Below are 18,734 nucleotides of genomic sequence, written 5' to 3' on the forward strand. Positions count from 1 at the left end.
TCTGTTTTCGGGCATTCATTTATTTCACAAATCTGCCGGGTCTAAATTAAAGAACCTCCTGGGTGTTATTGCCATTATTTTCAGCAAGTTCTTATAATGAAGCATAATAAAACAAGCCAGTCTATGCTGGCTTGTTTCTTGTTTATTAGAAATTCCCGCCGAATGTCTGGTAAATCAGAAGGGCATTCAAAAAGATAATGAGTGTGGCTACAATACATAATAAAACGTTCGTCAATGGACGATTCGCATAATTGCCCATAATCTTTTTATTGCGTGTAAACATGATAAGCGGAATGATCGTAAACGGCAGCTGCATGCTGAGCACAACCTGGCTGACAACGAGTGCTTTCCACGTATCAATTCCCATCCCAATGATGATAAGAGCGGGAATCATCGTTACAACCCTTCTAACCCAGATAGGCAGTTTAACATTCAAGAATCCTTCCAATATATACTGTCCTGCCATTGTTCCTGTTACTGAGGACGATAGGCCGGCTGAGAGCAGCGCGATCGCAAAAGCAAGGCTGGCAAACCCGCCAAGCAGAGGAGTAAGCGTTGAATAGGCATCCTCGATCGATTTGACGCTCACTCCATTTTTGAAAAAGACTGCAGCTGCGACAATGATCATGGCCGAGTTAATGAACCAGGCAATGTTCAAAGCAAGAAGGGAATCTACGATGGCAAACTTATATACGCGATGATTATGTTTTGGCTGGTCCTTCTTCAAACGATTTTTCACTACCGAAGAGTGAAGAAAGATATTATGCGGCATCACGGTCGCACCGAGCATACCGATGGCCACTAAGATGCTGGCTGAATTAAGTTGAGGCACAACCATATGATAGCCTACTTGGGCAAAATCTGGTTTAGCATAAAATAATTCCATGATATAAACAGCGGCTACGACTAACACGAAAGCCAGTATGATCTGTTCGATGAAACGATATCCATACTTATGAAGAAGCAAGATTCCAAATGTTACAGCAGCTCCGATTAATGCGGCTGGAAATAAAGGGATTCCAAGAAGTATATAGATCCCGAGTGCAGCACCGAGAAACTCCGCAAGATCGGTAGCCATGGCAGCAAGTTCTGCTGTTATCCATAAAAAAACAGCAACCGGCTTTGAAAAATGCTGGCGGCAGTTTTCTGCCAATGATTTCCCTGTAGCTACTCCGAGTTTGGCAGCTGTAATCTGTAAAAGAATCGCCATTAAATTACTAAGCAGGAGAACCCATAACAGCGTATAGCCAAACGTGGCGCCGCCTTCAATGTTGGTTGCCCAGTTACCAGGGTCGATATAGCCGACACTCACAAGAAACGCTGGTCCAAGAAAAGGAAACGCTCTGCGAAATTTACCCTTCTTAGGGATAGCAGCAGCCAGTGCTTTACTATTCATTGTTGCTCACCTTCCTTGCAAAATAGGTCACAGGGTGTCCTTCAGGTTAAAAAGTTTCCTTTGTTCAACTTTTTGAGATTTGACTATAATATATGCGAGTAATCAGGAAAATGCAACAAATAAGAAATAAAAAAGGAAGCAGGCTTATCGATTGGTATTTACTATATACATAATGAATAGAAAAATAATCGTGGGTACGACCCAGACTAATGCAGTGACCAGCATGAGAAAGAAGAAGATGACAGACATCAGGGTAGAATAACAAGCGTTGATCCAATCTTGTTTGGTCAAAGTTCGGCGGATCTCAATTTCTTTTGGATCAGTCGTAGTTCCTTTTAACGTGTAGAGGTCTTCATTTTGTTTTTCTTCTCCGGCAAAGTCAAGCCAGATCATCGTGTTTCCGGACAGCTGAAGCGGAGAAAGAGGCAATTTGTCATTCATGCTTCGTTTCTCGGACACCCACTAGATAGAGTTGATACTTTCCGTTTTTTACTTCAGTGAAGGCAATTTGCTTTTCACTGGTAACGAGAGGCAAAGATACGGAGCGGCTCCAATGTGGATCGGGGAGTGAACGCTCCTTTTTTAAGTTCTGGACAAGTGTCATCGAGAGGATGGTGAGTAAGGATAATACCGGCAGCATGAAAATTTTTATTTTTCCTTTTCAATGTGCTCCCCCTTTAAAAAAATGAATTAAGCAAGCTCTCTTGAAATATAACGAAATAGTAAGAAATTTACAATTTAATTAAAAGGAAAACAGGAATTAGGATTGAACCTATTATTAAAGGGAATAGATGAAGTAAGAAATATACATAAGGAGGCTGCGGAATATGCAGGAAGTTTTGTTATTTGCAGTTATGATCCTGACATTAGTCTATTTCATGTATCTTTGCATCGCAGAATAGGTTTTTTGCTCTTTTCCTGTACGGGAGAAGAGTTTTTTTATTTTAAATAAACTAAATAGTCGATTTTTATTGGGAATTTCATTATAATGGAAAAAGATCGAATACTTTATTTACAAGGGGGATTACCATGTTATTACAGGGATTGCGCGAGAGCTGGGATTTGGATTCTATATTCAGCGGAGGAAGCCGATCGGAAGAGCTTTTATCTGCCATCTCCAGCATTGAAGCACAGCTTGCGGCTCTAAACAAAAAGGTAGAAGACTTTCAATTTTCAAAGGAATCATTTCAGGTGATCGTGAAGGATGTTCAAGAAACAGCTGCCTTATTGAATGAATGTATATCCTATGTTGGGTGTCTTGCTGCTCAAGATGTTAATGACAAACAGGCTTTAAATCTTCGCGGAAAGCTCGAGTCTATGAATGCGGCCTACACTACCATTCTGGTGCTTCTTGATAATAAGATGGCTGAAATTCCGGATGAAGAGTGGAACGAAGCCCTTCAAAGCGAATATTTGTCCAGCATTGCATTTTCTTTAAATGAGAGACGTAATCTAGCGTCTCAAAAATTGTCTTATGAACAAGAAGCTTTGATGAATGACCTGGCCGTGGATGGATATCATAGCTGGTCTACCCTCTATGACACAGTCGTAGGGAAAATCGGCATCGAGGTAGAACTGAACGGCAAGAAGGAAACGCTTTCTGTCGGCCAGGCAGAAAACCGGATGACTAGTGCGGACAGGCAGGAAAGAGAAACGGTTTTCGCTAAATATACGGAAGCATGGGATCAACAGGGTGATTATTGTGCAGAAGCTTTAAATCATATTGCAGGATTCCGAAACAGCCTATATAAGCATCGCAAGTGGGATGAAGTGCTGAAAGAACCGCTTGATATCAACCGCATGTCCGCTGATACGCTGAACGCCATGTGGCAGGCAATCGAAGAGAATAAAGGTCTTTTCGTGTCCTACCTGGACAGAAAAGCTTCTCTCCTTGGCTTGGATAAATTAAGCTGGCACGATGTTGATGCACCGTTATCAAGTGCCGACAGCAAAATGAGCTATGATGAAGCGGCCAACTTTATTGTCGAGCAGTTTCAGTCCTTCAGCCCTAAGATGGCAGAGTTCTCAAAACAAGCGTTTGAAAAGCAATGGATTGAAGCTGAGGACCGTACAGGTAAACGGCCTGGTGGGTTCTGTACTGGTTTCCCAGTAAAGAACGAAACACGAATTTTCATGACGTTTTCGGGCACACCAAGCAATGTCTCTACTCTAGCACATGAACTTGGCCATGCCTTCCACTCATATGTAATGGAAGATATGCCTTATCTGGCTACTGACTATGCGATGAATGTAGCAGAAACTGCGTCTACTTTCGCTGAAATGGTCGTATCAGATGCTGCAGTAAAGAATGCGAAAACAAAAGAAGAAAAGATTGCCCTGCTAGAAGATAAAGCACAGCGCTCTGTAGCCTTTTTTATGAACATTCATGCCCGGTTCTTGTTTGAGACAAGATTTTATGAAGAGCGCAAAAAAGGGCTTGTACCTGTTGAGCGTTTGAATGAACTGATGGCTGAAGCACAAAAAGAAGCCTTCTGCGGCTCTCTTGAAAGCTATCATCCATATTTCTGGGCTTCAAAGCTTCATTTCTATATTACCGACGTTCCATTTTACAATTTCCCATATACGTTTGGGTATTTGTTCAGTGCCTGCATTTATGCTATTGCCAAAATAGAAGGCAGCAGTTTCGAAGAGAAGTACATCGCTCTTCTCAGAGACACGGCAAGCATGACGGTCGAAGAATTGGCGATGAAACACTTGAATGAAGATGTAACCAAACCGGCGTTCTGGAAAAAGGGCATAGAGGTTGCAATGGAAGATGTGAAGGAATTTCTTGACCTGACAAAATAATAAGCCACAACAAAACCATGGCCCAAGTCGGCCATGGTTTTTAATTACCGTTTCTGGATGGAGATCGAACTGATCATTAGAAAAGCAAAAGCGATGATGAAAAACATAAAAACATATCCTGGAACAAAAGGGATAAGAAGATAGCACATGGCGATGATACATCCTGCCACTGTGATTGGAACACCAACGAAGGAACCGTTGAATTCGGTAATATTGAATCGTGCCAGACGGATCGCTCCACACACGATAAATAGAATGGTAAAAATAATGCCGGGAACCCCAAAATTGAAAAGAGAGCCCTGATACAGCAAGAATGCAGGTGCAATCCCGAAGGAAATTAAGTCACAAAGTGAATCCAGCTGCTTACCAAATTCTGATTCTATGTTTAATTTCCGTGCAACCATACCATCAAATCTGTCAAAAAGGCCTGCTAGAAAAATTAGAATAAAGCCAACTTTTAAATCATCTTTAAAAATAAACATCAAAGCGAGAGCACCTAGTGAAAGGTTGATCAGCGTAAGAACGTTGGCCGTTTGGCCTTTCATTTTCTTAACTGTAGAGTCAACCCGCTCTCTTGCAATCATGGACATAACATCACATCGCTCCCTGTACCTTTCTTCATCTGAATGGAAAGAGTACTTGTGTATTAATATTATTCACTGTTAATGAAATATATTTGATTCTTATCATTATATGTTAATTTTATAAAATTGGAAAGGGGATAATTGGAAATAAGTCCCTGTTTCTGTTTCTTCCTATTTAATAGAAAAATAAAAAAAGGTAAGACTTTGGAATAGAACACTGTATCATTTCAAGAAAGCATGCCTACTATTAAAACATAAAAAAAAGCCCATTTTTTAGTGATGGGCTTTCCAAAAGTGAGTGCTGAGACGGGTCTGAAGTGATCTGCGTTCGATCTCTTTTTGAATCAATGAAATAAAGTCTGTACTTAATTGAAGTTCTTTCGCTTTAAAATAAGATTCGATCAACAGTTCGTCCGATAAGTTTTCCATAAGTGAGATGCCAATCGGGTGGCATGTTCACCTCCTGTTTTTAATGCATATTGATGCATTTTCATCGCTGTATGTGTCATGATTTCTCATAGATCCGCATAAACTATATGTTCTGGTAGTTTTCTAAAATCAGCTTAACATGAAACATTAAACAGAACAATCGTTCGATTATCCACAACGTTTGGTGGATAACTTGTGGGTAGACTGTAGATAAGACAGAAAATTCTGCTCATTGCATAGAGGAACAATGTTAATAAAGTTATCCACATTGTCGGAATGCGAACATTTTGTCGAAAACTTTTCTTTAAAAGGATGCATCCTTTCCAGGCAAATGTAACTGAAAACAATAAAAAAGTTGTTACCCGTCGAATAACTGGTACAATGTAAAAGTGTAATCTGAATGAATAGTATAGAGGTGTCCAGCATGTTAAAAAATTTTTTGCCGGATGAACATGTCCAGAGCATTTTTGATATAACCCCTGAAATGCTAGTGAAACGAAATGTAAAAGGGATCATTACAGACCTGGATAATACCCTGGTTGAATGGGATCGGCCGGAAGCTACTCCTGAACTTTTAAAATGGTTTAGCTCTTTTAAAGAGAAGGGAATTTTAATTACCATTGTTTCAAATAACACGCAGCAGCGTGTGAGCAGCTTCTCCGATCCTGTAAAAATCCCGTTTATTTATAGTGCCAGAAAACCAATGTCCCGTGCATTCAAGCGGGCTATTCGCGATATGAAACTTCAACGAGAAGAAATTGTAGTTATCGGCGATCAGCTCCTGACGGATGTCCTTGGCGGGAATCGGCTGGATCTCCATACGATCATGGTTGTACCTGTGGCAAGCACCGATGGTCTATGGACAAGAGTAAACAGGAAAATTGAAAGAATGATTTTATCATGGATGAAAAGGAAAGGCATGCTTAACTGGGAGGAATAAGATTGAAGGAACAAATTAAGTGTATTGGATGCGGAGCACCCATTCAGACCGAAAATAAGGACGAGCTAGGATATGCACCGCCGTCCAGTTTAAAAAGGGATGCTGTGATCTGCCAGCGTTGTTTCCGTCTTAAGCATTATAACGAGATTCAAGATGTCAGTCTTACCGATGACGATTACCGGAAAATTTTGTCAGGCATTGGAGAAACAGATGCCCTTGTCGTCAAAATTGTAGATATCTTTGATTTCAACGGCTCGTGGCTTCCTGGTATACACCGCTACATTGGACGCAATAAGCTTATACTTGTAGGAAACAAGGTGGATTTGCTTCCAAAATCGGTCAATAAAAACAGGATGACTCAATGGATGTCAACTATGGCAAAGGAACTTGGTGTAAAGGCAGAAGAAGTACACCTTGTTTCTGCAGCGAAAGGCACCGGCCTGTTGAACGTAGCTGAACGGATTGATGAACTGAGAGATGGCAAGGATGTCTACGTTGTCGGCTGTACCAATGTAGGAAAGTCCACTTTCATTAATGGTCTGATCAAACAGCTTGGAACAGAGAAGGATGATATTATCACAACCTCTCACTTTCCTGGTACAACATTGAATTTGATCGATATACCACTTGATGCTGAAACAGCACTGTATGATACCCCGGGAATCATCAACCATCATCAGATGGCTCACTTTGTCGGGAAGAATGAATTGAAAATCATCATGCCCAAAAAAGAGATCAAGCCGATGGTTTATCAGGTAAATGAAGGCCAGACTCTATTTTTAGGCGGACTTGCCAGGTTTGATTACATCAGTGGGGGACGAAGATCATTTGTCTGCCACGTTTCCAATGAGTTAACCATTCATAGAACCAAGCTTGAAAAGGCGGATGAACTATACAAGAACCACCTGGGTGATCTTTTATCGCCTCCTTCAGAAGCGGAGAATCTGCCGCCGCTCAGGAGACATGAATTTAAAATCAAAGATAAAGATACTGATGTTGTCTTTTCTGGACTTGGATGGGTGTCGGTTAAAGAACCGGGCGCTCAAATCGCAGCTTATGCACCTGAAGGCGTTGCGGTAACATTGAGGCCTTCACTCATATAGCCGGGAGTGATCAAAATGAAAAAATTAGTCGGTCTAATTGGATATCCTGTCAGCCATTCCATGTCACCGGAGATGCATAACGCAGCTTTCCAAAAATCAGGGCTTCCTTTTTATTATGACAAATATGAAGTTCATCCTGATCGTTTGGAAGAGGCAGTTTACAATATGAGAACAGAGGGTTTTGCAGGCTGGAATGTGACGATTCCGCATAAACAAACCATTATGCCTTATCTGGACGAAATTTCGGACGAGGCTAAAAAGATCGGAGCCGTAAATACGGTGGTGAATGAGAACGGAAAGCTGATTGGATACAATACGGACGGGGCCGGTTTTGTAAAAGGATTAATGCGGCATGTCCATTTTCCTATTGAGCAAGCGAAGGTTCTTATTATTGGAGCAGGCGGGGCATCTAGAGCCATTGGTTATGCTCTGGCGCAAACGGCTCCTAAATCCATCGTCATTGCTAACCGGACGATGGAAAAAGCAAGAGATATTCAAAAAGAGTGTTTGAGAGAGCATGACAAGGTGATGAGCTTACAAGAAGCAGCTGCCGTTCTTTCAGATTTTCAAATCGTAATTAACACGACGTCTATCGGAATGAAAAATGATGGGAGCACTCCTATCGATCTCCTTCATCTTGCACCGGGTACAGTGCTCTCCGATATCATATACAACCCGTATAAAACTGCTTTTTTGCAGGAAGGTGAGAAGCGGGGAGCAATTATTGACAACGGAGTGTCCATGCTGGTTCTTCAAGGTGCTCTTTCTTTTGAGAAGTGGACAGGTATGCAGCCAGACATCGAACTGATGGAAACGATCGTGATCGAGAAATTGGGAGGAAATTATGTTAACAGGTAAACAAAAACGTTTTTTACGTTCAAAAGCAAATCCGATTCAGCCTATTTTTCAAGTAGGAAAAGGCGGAGTCAACAGTAATATGGTCAAGCAAATTGAAGATGCACTTGAGGCGCGTGAGTTAATCAAGATCAGCATCCTGCAAAATTGCGAGGAAAGCAAGGAAGACGTCGCTCAGGCATTGGTTAAAGGCGCAAAGGCCAACCTCGTGCAAGTGATTGGAAATGTCATTATTCTCTATAAAGAATCTAAAGAAAATAAAGAGATTGTACTTCCGTAAAGGATTGATTACATGGCGAGAATCGGTATTTTCGGCGGCTCTTTCCACCCTCCGCATAACGGGCATCTTCTCATTGCCCAGGAGGCATTAGCCGCATTTTCACTTGATAGGGTTGAATGGCTACCGGCAAGCCATCCGCCTCATAAGGATTTGGTATCAGGTGTTTCAGCAGAGGACCGGATCGACTTAGTGAAAGCTGCCATCCAGGGAAATTCTAAATTTTCCCTCTCTCTTATAGAGTTTGAAAGGGAAGGCCCTTCATATACTATAGATACCATCAGGGAACTGAAAAAGAGGGAACCGAACCATCATTATTTTTTCATTATTGGCGGTGACATGGCTGATTCGTTATCCACTTGGCATGGGATCGAGGAGCTTAGCCGGCTTGTAACCTTTATCGGTATTAACCGCAGTGGCCATCCCCTTGATGAAAACCAAAATCCTTATGGAGTCCAGTTGCTGGAAGTACCGGTTTTTGATGTTTCTTCGACCCTGATCAGAAAGAGAATAGCAGCTGGAGAGAACACAAAATATTTAATTCCGGATGATGTAAGAAAAATTATAGAGGTGAAGGGACTTTATGGATCGAGAAAAAGCCCTTGAAATTGTTAAGGCTCAATTAACGGAACATCGGTACATTCATACACTTGGTGTAATGGAAACGGCTATCGAGCTTGCAGACCGATATGGAGCATGCAAGGAAAAAGCCGAACTTGCAGCCATATTTCATGATTATGCCAAATTCCGTTCAAAGAATGAGATGCGGGAGATAGTCATGCAGCAGGGCATGCCAGAGAGCCTCCTTCATTATGGTACAGAACTTTTGCATGCCCCGGTCGGTGCTTATCTGGTGAAAGAAGAAGCAGGAATCGAAGACCTTGAGGTACTCGAGGCTATCGCCTATCACACGACGGGCAGAGCAGCGATGGGTACGCTTGAGAAAATTATTTTTCTTGCGGATTATATCGAACCGGGCAGGAATTTTCCGGGCGTTGATGAAGTCCGTCAACAGGCTAAGGAAAACCTGAACCTCGCTTGTATTCAGGCATTAAAAAATACTGTAGGATTCTTAATGAAACAAAACCAACTGATATACCCGGAAACAATTTATACGTACAACAGCTTGTTGGCTGAAGTGAAAAACAAAAAGTGAATGGAGGAATATAATTTTGAAAGAACAGGAACTAATTGAGTTAGTCGTAAAAGCGGTGGATGACAAACGGGCGGAAGATATTATGATGCTCGATATGAAAGGCATTTCCCTTGTTGCTGATTATTTCTTAATCTGTCATGGGAACTCCGAAAAGCAGGTGCAGGCCATTGCTAAGGAAATTAAAGATGTAGCAGCTGAAAAAGAGATCATCATCAAGCGCATGGAAGGCTATGACCAGGCGAGATGGGTCCTTGTTGATATGGGAGATATGGTTGTCCATGTATTCCATCGTGATGAGAGATCTTATTATAACCTGGAGAAACTTTGGGGAGACGCCCCTACCGTTGATCTGAATAAGATCCTTTCCTAATTGAGGAGCAGCGATGAGCTATCAACAATTTGCGTATTACTATGATCAGCTAATGGAAGATGCACCGTATGATCAATGGGTTGCTTTTTTTAAACAGGCCGTTCAGTCATATGGGGGAAACGTCAGCAGTGTCCTGGATCTTGGCTGCGGTACAGGGTCTGTGTCCATCCGCTTATCAAAACAGGGTTATGACGTAACTGGCGTTGACCTTTCTGAGGACATGCTGGTGATGGCAAATGAAAAATCCTTGCAGCAGAAGGTGCCCGTACAATACATTCAGCAGGATATGACGGAACTGGAAGGGCTTCAGGAATTTGATGCTGCCGTCATTTTTTGTGATTCACTTAATTATATTCTTTCTGAAGAAAAGGTCTTGGCTGCGTTTCAATCCGTTTATCAGCATTTAAAAGAAGACGGCCTCTTTTTATTCGATGTACACAGTCTTTATAAAATTCATAACATATTTATGGGCAGCACGTTTGGATCCAACGAAGAGCAGCTTTCGTATATTTGGCAGTGCTATGAAGGGGAAGAACCAGACAGTGTTGAACATGAGCTTAGTTTCTTTGTTCAAGAGGACGAAAACCGTTATATACGATTTGATGAAGTACATATTCAAAGAACCTTGTCAATTGAGGTTTATAAAAGGATGCTTCAAAGCACCGGATTTCGAGTTCTGGCAGTAACAGGAGATTTCTCTCAGGATGATATTCAGCCTGAAGCCGAACGGATATTCTTCATCTGTAAAAAATAAAAAATAAGCCATGGATTGGCTTATTTTTTATTTTATTCTTGAAGGAATATTTCAAATGCTGCCGAATGATTACTTTAATTCCTCTTTTACCTCGAACTGTTCACTGATTTTTTCACACTCATCGTGGTATTTTGCATGCGTACGGTCTATGACTTTATCGAAAACATCACCTGCTCCCTCGTTCAATATTCTTATTCCTTCACCAGTAATTCCGCCCTTCACGCAAACTTTCTCAATAAGTGAAGGCAAAGAAAACACTTCGTTCTCCAGCAACTTTCCCATTCCAATAATCATTTCACTGGCAAGCAATGTCGCCTGGTTTTTTGTCAAATCTGTTTTTTTAATGGAACTGTCAACAAAACATTGTACGAGATACCCAATGAATGCCGGGCCGCAGCTTGCGATATCGGATGAGATGCGTGTCACATTTTCATCGATGATCACCGGTTTAGAGATAAACGACATCAATGATAAGAGTTTCTCTTTGTATTCCGTGTGGCATTTCGAACCAAATGTGATCAATGAGGTTCCTGAAAGGGCCCGGTTTGTGATGCTTGGAATGGCGCGGGCGACACTGCAATCAAGCAAGTTTTCAATTTGTTCACAGGAAATGGGGCTCGTGATCGAGACCACGAGTTTATGTTTGGATATAAACTTTTTATTTTCAGAAAGAACATCATAGAATTGATGCGGCTTTACACAGATGAAAAGGATATCGGCAAAACGGATCACCTCTTCAGCTGTTGCTCCCACTCGGAGTTTGGGGTGGGCAGACTGCAGACGTTCTGCTTTAGAAAGCGTCCGGTTTGTGACCATTATACGTGAAGGCTGTACAGCCGATGATTCTATAAAAGATGACACTAAAATGCTCCCCATGTTCCCGGTTCCAATAAAACCTAGTTTCACTTTAACTCCTCCTCTCCCTTATCTTTCCTACCTTGATGTATATGCTTGATTTGCCCAGAATATGAAAATTGAAATAAACGTATTGAAAGGAGACGAATGATGATCAGAAAATATGATGGAGCCGTTCGCAAACTCAGGTACATTCTTCCTGCTGCGGCATGCTTGTTAGCCGCATTTTTCTATTTTGCAGGAAAAATGCCGGATGAAGTAGAGCCTGCGCAAGGCATTCCGGTCGAATTGATGGAGAATAAAGGGGCAGCGAGTAAAATAACCCCTATTGCAAAGGACGCAGATTCTCAGAGAATTGAGATCGATATAAAAGGTGAAGTCAGGAAACCGGGAGTGTACGAGATGAAGCAAGGGGACCGAGTGATTGATGCAGTTAATCGAGCAGGAGGTTTTTCGAAAAAAGCGGAGGAAAAAGGAGTTAACCTTTCAGCACGGGTGAAGGATGAAATGCTTCTTTACATCCCAGCTAAAGGCGAAGAACGGTTGCCGGTTGGACCTGATGCAGGAGGACAGGATGGTGGTGGCACAACAAAGGTTAATATTAATTCTGCAGCAGAGCAGGAGCTGGAAACGCTGAATGGCATAGGTCCTTCTAAAGCCAAAGCGATCATGGCCTATCGTGAAGAGAACGGACCGTTTAAAACAATTGAGGATTTGCTGAATGTACCAGGAATTGGAGAAAAGTCTCTGGAAAACATGAAGGAACAGATTGAGGTTGACTAAGTTATCATTGACTCAAAGCAGCGTAAATGCCTACACTAAAAATAAATAAGATTGGAGGAGAAAAGATGGACCGTATTTCCTGGGATGAATATTTTATGGCACAGAGCCATCTGCTTGCCTACAGAAGCACATGTACAAGACTTGCGGTGGGAGCAACAATCGTAAGGGATAAAAGGATCATTGCGGGTGGCTACAATGGTTCCATATCCGGGGGCGTGCATTGCATAGATGAAGGTTGTTATGTGATAGACGGCCATTGTGTGAGGACGATCCATGCCGAGATGAATGCCATTTTGCAATGTGCAAAATTTGGTGTACCAGTGGAGGGGGCAGAAATGTATGTCACCCATTTTCCTTGTCTGCATTGCTGCCGTACGATTATTCAGAGCGGAATAAAGACACTTTACTATGCCAAAGATTATAAGAATCACCCGTACGCAATTGAACAATTTAAAGAAGCAGGACTGGTTGTGAAGCAAGTCCCTTTTAATGACCATAATATCAACCCTCATTACATAGAACAGATGGAATTAACCTTTGAACTGTTGCGAGCTGTAGAGGAAGGTGGAGCGGGAGATCAAGAAAAACTTGAGGCTTTGAAAAGCAAAGTGCAGCATCTGTATCCCCGTTCTTTGCACTTGGAATAAAACATGAGAGCTGGATACTTCTACGCGATAAGTGCGGCAGCAGGCGTTTTTTTATCATCTTACCATTACATCTGGGCGATCGCTGGCATCGCTCTTTTTTATGGCAAAAAAGGTGCGAATACGTTGACCATCAGCTTTTGCTTAGCCGTATTTGTATTCTTTTACGCCTATTACCAGTTTACCGATAAGCAAAATGTGACGAAGTTTTCTGGAGATGAACGAACCTTTACCGGGACCGTCATGACCATTCCGGAGATTGACGGAGATTTACTATCCTTCAAACTTCAAACAAAACATGAGAAATTTGTTGTTCACCATATCATACCATCTCATGGGATGCAGAAACGGCTTAAACAGAATCTTCATCAGGGGATGGTCTGTACGTTTGATGGTGAACTGATCGTCCCTGAGGGGCGGGGGAATTTCGCAGGAATGGATTACGCCTTGTACTTAAAACGCCAGAGAATCCACTGGAGCATTAAGGCGGCCCATCTTTCAGTCTCTGCTTGCCGGGATAAACCGCCTGATCTTTTGGGGCATGCAGCTGCTTTTCGTGAAAAGGGCATCCGTCTGATAGAAAAAGTGGTTGAAGAGGATGTCTCCGGGATAATCAATGCTCTGGTATTTGGCTATCGTGAAAAAATACCGGTCGATATTGATGAGGCCTACCAGCGAATGGGTTTGTCACATTTGCTTGCGGTATCAGGGTTTAATGTGGCGATCATCATGGGCATGCTCTTTGCGGGCAGTCTTCGAATGGGCATCACCAGGGAAAGAGCAGCTCTAGGTATCGCTTCGGTCCTGCCTCTTTATGTTGTGATGACCGGCAGTGAAGCTTCCATCGTCCGTGCAGGTATTATGGGTATGGCGCTGCTGATGTTCCGGCGATATAGAAGGAGGATTCATCCGTTGTCACCTGTGAGTGGTGTGTGCCTTCTTATGCTTCTGATGAACCCTTATTACGTTTTTCAACTTGGTTTTCAGCTATCTTTTATGAATGTGTTTGCTTTACTGATATCATCGCGTCTGATCTTCAGCCGATATACCTCCTACTTAGCTCAAGCTTTGGTAACTACCCTCATATGCCAAATTGTTTCTTTCCCCATCATTATCTATCATTTTTATGAAACGTCATTATGGTCAGTGCCTCTGAACCTTCTGTTTATTCCTTTACTGTCTTTTGTGGTTCTGCCCCTTGCCTGTCTTTCACTTCCGATTTTGTTCCTATCGCTCAATGCAGCTAAAATAATCCTTTATCTTCCTGTCATCCTCATGAAATTCACAAATTCAATCCTTCTTCACGCGCAGAAGAACAATCTTGATTTTGTGTTTGGACAGCCTCCTGCCTATCTTATCCCGATCTATTATTTTGGGATCTTCAATTTGTTCGTACAATGGGAAAGGTATGGATGTCATAAGCGTCTGCTTTATCCTGCTTCCTTTCTTGTTTTGGCCGGTGTTTTTCATTGGAATGTTCATTCCCTTGATCCAAGCAGCACAATTACCTATTTAAATGTTGGGCAGGGAGACAGTACCTTGATTGAACTTCCATTCAGGCAAGGGGTTTACTTAATAGATACGGGAGGAACACTGAATTTTGAAAAGGAAGAATGGAGAAAAAGAAAGGTGGATTATAATTTTACGAAAGAGGTCGTTCTGCCCGGGTTAAAAGCGCGGGGAATCCGGAAGATCGATAAATTGATATTGACGCATGGAGACATGGATCACATCGGCGGGGCGGAAACGGTTCTGTCTGGAGTCAGGATAGGTGAACTGTTGTATCCAAAAGGCACAATTGACGGAGTGCTGGAAACCAGTGTGCTGAATCATGCGGCCAGTCTGGATATTCCTATTCGTGTTACTCAGCGCGGGCAAAGGTGGTCGGTTGGGGATCATCTTTTTTATGTACTTTCTCCTTATGGTGATGAGACAGAGAGCAATGCCCAATCCATCGTCCTATTAGCAAAGATGAAGCGTTTTTCCTTTCTATTCACTGGGGATTTAGAAGAAGAAGGGGAAAAGCGTATTTTAAGTGGAAATATCCCTTTAAAGGCAGATTTTTTAAAGGCTGGCCATCATGGGAGTAAAACATCGTCCTCACAGGCTTTTATCGACGCTGTTGATCCCATTTATGCCTTCATATCAGCCGGGAAAAACAATCGGTACGGACATCCACATCCGGATGTTGTGTCACGTTTCAAAAAAAATGCTGCTGTCATTTTGCGTACCGATCAGCTTGGGGATATCGAGATCCAAATGCTGGGTCACAAGTTAAAGATACATCACAGTGTAACCGGATCCAAATAAAAAGAAGCCTTTTTCAGGCTTCTTTTTATTGATTATGTAGCGATAAGTTTGATAATAACTCCAATTGCAAAGATTAACGTGAAAAAACCAAAGGACCAAACGAAGCCCATGCCTGAATCGATTAAATCATTGCGTTTGCTTTGGACGTCTTTTTCGAAATGATTCATTTCCGCAACCCTCCCGTTTCGATAATAAGTATAAGTCATTCAGATAAAAAAATCCATATTTGATTGGAAGCGTTGTCTATAAAATGCATATTCTTTTCCTTTTTTGCTAACTGTTGTCACCAATACTGCAGATTGGCATAGGATATCATAACATTACAAGGAATAGAGCGGTTTACTCGCTGTTCACTGGGAGTCCCGGGGTCTTGGTGATCAGCGTTTAATATAAATGAAGAAGCAGCAAAAGCTGCTTCTTCTTTTTGGTTTGATTCCTATTGAAAAAAACAGCTATACGGCATACGATAGGAACAGAGAAAGTTTGAGGTGAGTGGTTTTGTCGATCGTCCCATTACAAAAAAAGTTGAAACAGAAGGAATTTTCTCCGTATTATGTTCTGTACGGAACTGAATCTTATATTATTGAGCAAGCCATATCCGCCATTGTGAAGCATTCGCTGAATGAAGAGGATAAGGATTTTAACTTCTCTGTATATGATTATATGGAAACTCCTATACAAGCGATTATGGAAGATGCGGAAACGCTCCCGTTTATGGGGGACAGGCGTGTTGTCGTCGTGAAAAATGCTTATTTTCTAACGGGGGTAAAGGACAAGAGCAAAGTTGAGCATGATCTTGCAACCGTTGAAAGATATATTCAGAATCCAGCTGAGTTTACGCTTCTCGTTTTCGTGGTCCCAGCTGAGAAATTAGATGAACGAAAGAAAATAGTTAAAACGCTGAAAAAGTCAGGAGAACTGATCGCAGCTACCCCTTTAAGCGGTGATTCGGCAGTGGAATGGATTAAGGACCGGGCGATTCAGCGGCAAGTGCACATCGATACAGATGCAGCGCAATATTTGACGGCCAAGGTAGGAAATGAATTGATGGCACTCATTCAGGAAATGGACAAACTGGCATTATTCGTTGGGGATGGCGGAAATATCACGATACCCGTCATTGATGAACTTGTACCGAGAACACTGGAAGATAATATTTTTTCGCTCATTGATGATATTGTTCATAAAAAAATTGACGCTGCACTAAGAACTTTTTATGACCTAGCCAAGCAGAATGAGGAACCGATTAAAATTCTCTCCCTAATGGCAAGACAGTTTCGTATTATATATGGGGTGAAAGAACTTTTTTCAAAAGGCTATGGAGAAAAACAGATTGCAGGAGCTTTAAAGCTGCATCCCTATGCAGTAAAGCTGGCTTCCAGACAAGCGAGGCTTTTTGAGGAAGAAGAGCTTCTCAGCATGCTGGATCGCATAGCTGAGGCGGATTATGAGATGAAAACAGGGAAAATGGATAAACAGCTTATTTTGGAACTGATTATGCTGAAGATGGCAAATTAAAAAACGTCCAGCCGATTGGATATCGGCTGGACATTTTTTGTTCATGCTGTTTTAAATCATACTGTTGATATTGTTTTAGGTTGCCAAAAACCATCCATTTGGCAATTATAGGGTCATTTTTTTAAGGGAAATGAAAAATACCGATTTATGTTTAAAATTTACGCTTTTATTTTCAAGTCGTTTATACGCGACAACTTACGACAGGGTTCAACGCATTCGTTTTAAACCAGAACATCACGGACAACATGGTGTATCTTTTATTATTATTATTAATATGGATGTCATTTTTTTGAAAAGCGACTGTTAACAGTAGCTTTCAAAAAAAGACATGAAAAAAACGACCTGTAAGGCCGTTTCGTGTCATTTCCCGTGATTATGCGTTGATTCCGTTTAACGCTTTAGCAAGACGAGACTTCTGACGGGAAGCTGCATTTTTATGGATAAGTCCTTTAGTTGCCGCTTTATCAACTTTTTTAGTAGCAACTGTGAAAGCCTCTTTAGCACCTTCAGCATCTTTGTTAGCGACCTTAGTTTCAAAGTTTTTCACAGCTGTACGCATAGCAGACTTTAAAGAAGCATTATGAGCACGGTTCTTATCATTTGTTTTTACACGTTTAATAGCAGATTTAATATTAGCCAATCCATTCACCTCCCTAACATTGCAACTGGATTGCAAAAAAATAGGACACAGAGTATTTTATCAGTTTAATTCTTCAATTGCAATACAAGAATGAAATGGCTTTTTAATGGCAAAAATAGAGACAATATATCTCTATCACAGGACGGTGCCAAAATGAACAACAAAGATTTGGATCTGAACAACTATTCCATTCGGACAGACTTAGCGATCGAAGCACATGAAATGCTGGTAAATGAAGAGAAGATGAAGGAGAAGGAGAGCTCTGTTAAAGGCATCATCATTAAAGAACGGGATCATGATGGAATTAAATATACGAGGGTAGAGATAGATAAAAATGGGGCACAGGCTACCGGGAAAAAACCGGGTACATATTTAACATTCGAGATGCAGGGGATTAGGGAAAAGGATTCGGAGCTTCAGGAACGGGTGCAGGAGGTCTTTGCCCGTGACTTTAAAAACTTTATTAATGAACTTGGAATTCAGGATAATGACACGTGCCTGGTTGTCGGTCTTGGAAACTGGAATGTTACTCCTGATTCTCTAGGACCCAACGTAGTGGAAAATCTATTGATCACAAAACATTTATTTGCTCTGTCGCCTGAAAATGTGGAAGAAGGGTTCCGGCCGGTCTGTGCCATCTCGCCTGGGGTCATGGGGATAACAGGGATCGAAACGAGCGATATTATTGAAGGCGTCATTCGAAAAGTTAACCCTGATTTTGTGATCGCGATCGATGCTCTGGCTTCGAGATCTCTCGAGCGGGTAAACACGACTATTCAAATCTCTGACAGTGGAATCCATCCAGGGTCTGGTGTCGGCAACAAAAGAAAAGAGCTGAGCAAAGACACATTGGGTATCCCGGTTATCGCGATTGGTATTCCTACCGTTGTCGATGCCGTTACGATCACGAGCGATGCCATTGATTATATCCTCAAACATTTTGGCAGGGAGATCAAAGAAAAGGATAAGCCGTCCAAGTCTCTCGCACCAACATGGATGACGTTTGGGGAAAAGAAAATTCTGAAAGAGGACGATCTTCCGCCAGAAGCGGAACGGCAATCCTTCCTGGGAATGATAGGAACCCTTGATGAAGATGAAAAAAGAATGCTGATTCGGGAGGTCCTCTCTCCAATCGGACATAATCTCATGGTAACGCCAAAAGAGGTGGATACATTTATAGAGGACATGGCAAATGTTCTTGCCGTAGGATTGAACACAGCGCTTCACAGACAGGTTGACCAATCCAACAGTTCTTCCTATACGCACTGACACATAAAAGGACAAGCTGTTTCATAGGATGTAAAGAAACCAA

Annotated in this window: 22 protein-coding genes; 14 read left to right on the forward strand and 8 right to left on the reverse strand. The window is 41.9% G+C overall.

The genetic code is table 11. The features are described from left to right. Positions 1 to 145 precede the first annotated feature (145 nt). The 3 genes from P4361_RS09565 to P4361_RS09575 all read right to left on the reverse strand — a co-directional run bounded on the left by P4361_RS09565 (position 146) and on the right by P4361_RS09575 (position 2,061). Positions 146 to 1,396 carry an Nramp family divalent metal transporter gene (locus tag P4361_RS09565; protein WP_256226098.1) on the reverse strand — a complete coding sequence of 417 codons (1,251 nt, stop codon included), beginning with the start codon at positions 1,394 to 1,396 and terminating at the stop codon, positions 146 to 148. Between the two features lie 144 nt (positions 1,397 to 1,540). Continuing rightward, positions 1,541 to 1,837: a hypothetical protein gene (locus tag P4361_RS09570; RefSeq protein WP_328089206.1), complete on the reverse strand. Its 297-nt coding sequence runs from the start codon at positions 1,835 to 1,837 to the stop codon at positions 1,541 to 1,543. 74 nt (positions 1,838 to 1,911) lie between these two features. Next, positions 1,912 to 2,061 (reverse strand): hypothetical protein, encoded by a 150-nt coding sequence (locus tag P4361_RS09575; RefSeq protein WP_156316361.1) that lies wholly within the window; start codon positions 2,059 to 2,061, stop codon positions 1,912 to 1,914. 364 nt (positions 2,062 to 2,425) lie between these two features. On the opposite strand from P4361_RS09575, the gene P4361_RS09580 reads away from it, so the two are divergent. Beyond that, the gene (locus P4361_RS09580) at positions 2,426 to 4,204 is read left to right on the forward strand and encodes a M3 family oligoendopeptidase (protein ID WP_256226094.1); all 1,779 of its coding nucleotides are present in this window, start codon (positions 2,426 to 2,428) and stop codon (positions 4,202 to 4,204) included. 44 nt (positions 4,205 to 4,248) lie between these two features. Here P4361_RS09580 and pssA read toward each other — a convergent pair whose 3' ends face one another. Both pssA and P4361_RS09590 read right to left on the reverse strand, forming a co-directional pair. Beyond that, positions 4,249 to 4,788: a CDP-diacylglycerol--serine O-phosphatidyltransferase gene (gene pssA / locus P4361_RS09585; protein ID WP_062237009.1), complete on the reverse strand. Its 540-nt coding sequence runs from the start codon at positions 4,786 to 4,788 to the stop codon at positions 4,249 to 4,251. A 273-nt stretch (positions 4,789 to 5,061) separates the two neighbouring features. Further along, the gene (locus P4361_RS09590) at positions 5,062 to 5,217 is read right to left on the reverse strand and encodes a sporulation histidine kinase inhibitor Sda (protein WP_053357805.1); all 156 of its coding nucleotides are present in this window, start codon (positions 5,215 to 5,217) and stop codon (positions 5,062 to 5,064) included. 424 nt (positions 5,218 to 5,641) lie between these two features. Between P4361_RS09590 and P4361_RS09595 the strand changes: the two genes are divergently transcribed. Genes P4361_RS09595 through P4361_RS09630 form a run of 8 tightly spaced genes read left to right on the forward strand, consistent with a single transcriptional unit; the run spans position 5,642 to position 10,672 of the window. Next, on the forward strand, positions 5,642 to 6,157 hold the full coding sequence (locus tag P4361_RS09595; RefSeq protein ID WP_062234812.1) for a YqeG family HAD IIIA-type phosphatase: 516 nt from the start codon (positions 5,642 to 5,644) through the stop codon (positions 6,155 to 6,157). A gap of 2 nt (positions 6,158 to 6,159) precedes the next feature. Beyond that, positions 6,160 to 7,260 (forward strand): ribosome biogenesis GTPase YqeH, encoded by a 1,101-nt coding sequence (gene yqeH / locus P4361_RS09600; RefSeq protein WP_256226093.1) that lies wholly within the window; start codon positions 6,160 to 6,162, stop codon positions 7,258 to 7,260. Between the two features lie 15 nt (positions 7,261 to 7,275). Then, a complete protein-coding gene (aroE, locus tag P4361_RS09605) occupies positions 7,276 to 8,118 on the forward strand; it encodes a shikimate dehydrogenase (RefSeq protein WP_328089208.1) in 843 nt (280 codons plus the stop codon). Then, positions 8,105 to 8,395 carry a ribosome assembly RNA-binding protein YhbY gene (gene yhbY, locus P4361_RS09610; RefSeq protein WP_053357809.1) on the forward strand — a complete coding sequence of 97 codons (291 nt, stop codon included), beginning with the start codon at positions 8,105 to 8,107 and terminating at the stop codon, positions 8,393 to 8,395. The genes aroE and yhbY overlap by 14 nt, the downstream gene beginning before the upstream one ends. Before the next feature lie 12 nt (positions 8,396 to 8,407). Then, positions 8,408 to 8,998 carry a nicotinate-nucleotide adenylyltransferase gene (locus tag P4361_RS09615; protein WP_082316194.1) on the forward strand — a complete coding sequence of 197 codons (591 nt, stop codon included), beginning with the start codon at positions 8,408 to 8,410 and terminating at the stop codon, positions 8,996 to 8,998. Continuing rightward, positions 8,976 to 9,548: a bis(5'-nucleosyl)-tetraphosphatase (symmetrical) YqeK gene (gene yqeK, locus P4361_RS09620; protein ID WP_328089209.1), complete on the forward strand. Its 573-nt coding sequence runs from the start codon at positions 8,976 to 8,978 to the stop codon at positions 9,546 to 9,548. Before P4361_RS09615 ends, yqeK begins: the two co-directional genes overlap by 23 nt. A 16-nt stretch (positions 9,549 to 9,564) precedes the next feature. Further along, positions 9,565 to 9,918: a ribosome silencing factor gene (gene rsfS, locus P4361_RS09625; protein ID WP_062234829.1), complete on the forward strand. Its 354-nt coding sequence runs from the start codon at positions 9,565 to 9,567 to the stop codon at positions 9,916 to 9,918. A gap of 13 nt (positions 9,919 to 9,931) precedes the next feature. Next, on the forward strand, positions 9,932 to 10,672 hold the full coding sequence (locus tag P4361_RS09630) for a class I SAM-dependent methyltransferase (protein ID WP_328089211.1): 741 nt from the start codon (positions 9,932 to 9,934) through the stop codon (positions 10,670 to 10,672). A gap of 69 nt (positions 10,673 to 10,741) precedes the next feature. On the opposite strand, the gene comER is transcribed toward P4361_RS09630, so the two are convergent. Then, positions 10,742 to 11,578: a late competence protein ComER gene (gene comER, locus P4361_RS09635; protein ID WP_053357813.1), complete on the reverse strand. Its 837-nt coding sequence runs from the start codon at positions 11,576 to 11,578 to the stop codon at positions 10,742 to 10,744. Between the two features lie 96 nt (positions 11,579 to 11,674). Here comER and P4361_RS09640 point away from each other — a divergent pair, with 96 nt between their 5' ends. The 3 genes from P4361_RS09640 (at position 11,675) to P4361_RS09650 (ending at position 15,264) form a co-directional block, all read left to right on the forward strand. Next, positions 11,675 to 12,310: a helix-hairpin-helix domain-containing protein gene (locus P4361_RS09640; protein WP_328089213.1), complete on the forward strand. Its 636-nt coding sequence runs from the start codon at positions 11,675 to 11,677 to the stop codon at positions 12,308 to 12,310. Positions 12,311 to 12,375: 65 nt separating this feature from the next. Further along, the gene (locus tag P4361_RS09645; RefSeq protein WP_053357815.1) at positions 12,376 to 12,957 is read left to right on the forward strand and encodes a ComE operon protein 2; all 582 of its coding nucleotides are present in this window, start codon (positions 12,376 to 12,378) and stop codon (positions 12,955 to 12,957) included. A 3-nt stretch (positions 12,958 to 12,960) separates the two neighbouring features. Beyond that, positions 12,961 to 15,264 (forward strand): DNA internalization-related competence protein ComEC/Rec2, encoded by a 2,304-nt coding sequence (locus tag P4361_RS09650; RefSeq protein WP_328089214.1) that lies wholly within the window; start codon positions 12,961 to 12,963, stop codon positions 15,262 to 15,264. Between the two features lie 32 nt (positions 15,265 to 15,296). On the opposite strand, the gene P4361_RS09655 is transcribed toward P4361_RS09650, so the two are convergent. Beyond that, positions 15,297 to 15,431 carry a YqzM family protein gene (locus P4361_RS09655; RefSeq protein ID WP_082316196.1) on the reverse strand — a complete coding sequence of 45 codons (135 nt, stop codon included), beginning with the start codon at positions 15,429 to 15,431 and terminating at the stop codon, positions 15,297 to 15,299. Between the two features lie 331 nt (positions 15,432 to 15,762). On the opposite strand from P4361_RS09655, the gene holA reads away from it, so the two are divergent. After that, positions 15,763 to 16,782 carry a DNA polymerase III subunit delta gene (holA, locus tag P4361_RS09660; protein ID WP_053357817.1) on the forward strand — a complete coding sequence of 340 codons (1,020 nt, stop codon included), beginning with the start codon at positions 15,763 to 15,765 and terminating at the stop codon, positions 16,780 to 16,782. Between the two features lie 373 nt (positions 16,783 to 17,155). Here holA and rpsT read toward each other — a convergent pair whose 3' ends face one another. Next, entirely contained in the window at positions 17,156 to 17,422 is a 267-nt protein-coding gene (gene rpsT / locus P4361_RS09665; protein WP_053357818.1) for a 30S ribosomal protein S20, read from the reverse strand. Between the two features lie 153 nt (positions 17,423 to 17,575). Here rpsT and gpr point away from each other — a divergent pair, with 153 nt between their 5' ends. Next, entirely contained in the window at positions 17,576 to 18,691 is a 1,116-nt protein-coding gene (gpr, locus tag P4361_RS09670) for a GPR endopeptidase (RefSeq protein WP_328089218.1), read from the forward strand. The last annotated feature ends 43 nt before the right edge of the window (positions 18,692 to 18,734 follow it).

The organism is Fictibacillus sp. B-59209 (assembly GCF_036216745.1).
In the GTDB taxonomy this organism is placed as follows: Bacteria; Bacillota; Bacilli; order Bacillales; family Fictibacillaceae; genus Fictibacillus_C; species Fictibacillus_C marinisediminis.

Coding starts and splice junctions, on each gene's coding strand:
- P4361_RS09645 (WP_053357815.1), top strand. CDS start 12,376: ATGGACCGTATTTCCTGGGATGAATATTTTATGGCACAGAGCCATCTG.
- P4361_RS09590 (WP_053357805.1), bottom strand. CDS start 5,217: ATGGAAAACTTATCGGACGAACTGTTGATCGAATCTTATTTTAAAGCG.
- pssA (WP_062237009.1), bottom strand. CDS start 4,788: ATGATTGCAAGAGAGCGGGTTGACTCTACAGTTAAGAAAATGAAAGGC.
- P4361_RS09580 (WP_256226094.1), top strand. CDS start 2,426: ATGTTATTACAGGGATTGCGCGAGAGCTGGGATTTGGATTCTATATTC.
- P4361_RS09650 (WP_328089214.1), top strand. CDS start 12,961: ATGAGAGCTGGATACTTCTACGCGATAAGTGCGGCAGCAGGCGTTTTT.
- yhbY (WP_053357809.1), top strand. CDS start 8,105: ATGTTAACAGGTAAACAAAAACGTTTTTTACGTTCAAAAGCAAATCCG.
- gpr (WP_328089218.1), top strand. CDS start 17,576: ATGAACAACAAAGATTTGGATCTGAACAACTATTCCATTCGGACAGAC.
- yqeK (WP_328089209.1), top strand. CDS start 8,976: ATGGATCGAGAAAAAGCCCTTGAAATTGTTAAGGCTCAATTAACGGAA.
- P4361_RS09630 (WP_328089211.1), top strand. CDS start 9,932: ATGAGCTATCAACAATTTGCGTATTACTATGATCAGCTAATGGAAGAT.
- P4361_RS09655 (WP_082316196.1), bottom strand. CDS start 15,431: ATGAATCATTTCGAAAAAGACGTCCAAAGCAAACGCAATGATTTAATC.
- aroE (WP_328089208.1), top strand. CDS start 7,276: ATGAAAAAATTAGTCGGTCTAATTGGATATCCTGTCAGCCATTCCATG.
- P4361_RS09640 (WP_328089213.1), top strand. CDS start 11,675: ATGATGATCAGAAAATATGATGGAGCCGTTCGCAAACTCAGGTACATT.
- P4361_RS09615 (WP_082316194.1), top strand. CDS start 8,408: ATGGCGAGAATCGGTATTTTCGGCGGCTCTTTCCACCCTCCGCATAAC.
- P4361_RS09570 (WP_328089206.1), bottom strand. CDS start 1,837: ATGAATGACAAATTGCCTCTTTCTCCGCTTCAGCTGTCCGGAAACACG.
- P4361_RS09565 (WP_256226098.1), bottom strand. CDS start 1,396: ATGAATAGTAAAGCACTGGCTGCTGCTATCCCTAAGAAGGGTAAATTT.
- P4361_RS09595 (WP_062234812.1), top strand. CDS start 5,642: ATGTTAAAAAATTTTTTGCCGGATGAACATGTCCAGAGCATTTTTGAT.